The 1,861-nt window shown below is 70.9% G+C and carries 1 protein-coding gene; it reads right to left on the reverse strand.

Going from position 1 to position 1,861, the window contains the following annotated elements; all coding sequences use genetic code 11:
• Positions 1–201: 201 nt before the first annotated feature.
• On the reverse strand, positions 202–1,791 hold the full coding sequence (locus BJF80_RS08820; protein ID WP_075812957.1) for an IS1182 family transposase: 1,590 nt from the start codon (positions 1,789–1,791) through the stop codon (positions 202–204).
• Between the last annotated feature and the right edge of the window lie 70 nt (positions 1,792–1,861).

Below are 1,861 nucleotides of genomic sequence, written 5' to 3' on the forward strand. Positions count from 1 at the left end.
CTAGGAGGGCGCTGAACAAGGCGCGATCGCGGGGCGGGTTTGGCGTGAAGGGGCTGGCGGAGCGCCACCAGGGCCGTCTTGCGGCGGTGGGGTCAGCACCCGTGGGTGGAAGGAAGGGGTTCGTTCCGCCCGCCTGAGGCCATCCTGCGCCCGGTCAGGGGCGGGTATCAGGGTGCAGCGGTGCCGGTGGGGACCCCATGCTCAGGCGATGGCCCAGGTCCCGTGCTGGTGGGTCAGTCCGAGGTTGAGGAGGCGTCGCAGGTTGAGGCCGGCGGCGCGGTGGTGCAGCCAGGCGTCGTTCTTGGTCACGCCGCGGTAGGGCACGCGGCGTGCTCCTTTGGTGAGCCAGGCGATGGAGCGTTCGACCATCGGCCGGTGCCGTCGGTAGACGGCCTGGAAGTCCGGGTCCTGGGCACGTTCGCGGTGGTCGCGTTGGAGCTGGTGGTGCTCACCGAGGGTGATCTTGCGGCCACGTTCGCCAGTGGTGCACCGCTGCCGTAACGGGCAGCCTGCGCAGGCGGCACCGAAGGTGACCTTGCCCTTGGGGCTGATCGTGCGGGTGATCCCTGCCGGGCAGGTCAACGTCCCCGCGGCGGGGTCGTGGGTGAAGTCGTCCAGGGTGAACCCGCCCTCGACCGCGGGCCGCAACGGCCAGGGCTTGAGCACCGGCGCCCACTGCTGCGCAGCGAGGGTGGCGAGCATGGGCCCGCTGGCGTAGGCAGAGTCGCCCAGGACCTGCACGTCGGCCGGGTCCTCGATGGTGGGATCGGTGGTGACTAGGTTCGCGCCCACAGCGGCGTCGGAGTTGTCCGGTCCGTTGGTCTTGGTCAGCGCCACCCTGGTCATCAGCCCGGTGTCCGGCTCGATCACGACGTGGGCCTTGAACCCGTCCTGGCGGCGTTCACGAGTCTTGTGCGCGTGCCGGGTGTCGGGGTCGACGGTGGAGATCGTCCGGTCCGGCACGGTGCGGCGGGCGATGCGCCACCGCCCGTCGGTGCCGTCCGAGCCCTCGGCCGGTTCCACGTCCTGCCCGGCGACCAGCGCCAGCAGCGCGACCGCTTCGGCCGCCCTGCCGCCGGCGGCCTCGATCGCCTTCACGTCCAGGGCGCCCAGCAGCGCCAGGGCGTCGTTGACAAGGGCGGTCACCAGTTCCTCACGGGCGGTCTCGTCGTCCCAGGCGATCGGTGGCTTGCTGGTAACGGTGTAGTCCTGGCCGGTGACCGTGGCCAGCCGGGTGCAGTGCCCGGTGACCAAGCCGGCCGCGTCGGGCACGTCCCGGGACACCCGCCGGATGCTCGCGATCAGCTGGGTGATCGTGTCCTGCCGGGCGACCGCGTCGTCCAGCACCGTGGAATCCAACGCTCGCCGCTGCTTACCGGCTACCGCGCCGGTGGCGGTGACGACCTCGCGGACCGCCTCGAAGATCCGGTGCGGACGGTCGCTGGCAGCCAGCCGCTTTCGCCAGTAAGTCAACGTCGAGGGATGGAACCCGGTCCCGTCGACCGCGTACCCGCAGGCCGCCTTCCAGCGCAGGTCGAACGTCAGCGCGTCAACCGCGTCCCGGTCCGAGAGCCCATGCAGGGTCTGAAGGACCAGCACCGAGGCGATGACCTCCGGCGGGATCGAAGGCCGGCCACGACCCGAGGGGAACAAGTCAGCGAACATGCTCGGCGGGAACAGCTCCAACCGGTGCCCAGCCAGGAACGCGAACACGCTCCCCGCCGGCAACAAGTGCCCCGCCAACGCCTCCACGTCCAACAGCTCCCGCTGCCGATCAGCCTCACCCTGCATACACCCAGAGTCTCAACCCAGCGCCCGGCCAACCCCCGGCGACGCGCGGATTGTTCAGCGCCCTCCTAGG

The organism is Serinicoccus sp. CUA-874 (genome assembly GCF_001942225.1).
In the GTDB taxonomy this organism is placed as follows: Bacteria; Actinomycetota; Actinomycetes; order Actinomycetales; family Dermatophilaceae; genus Ornithinicoccus; species Ornithinicoccus marinus.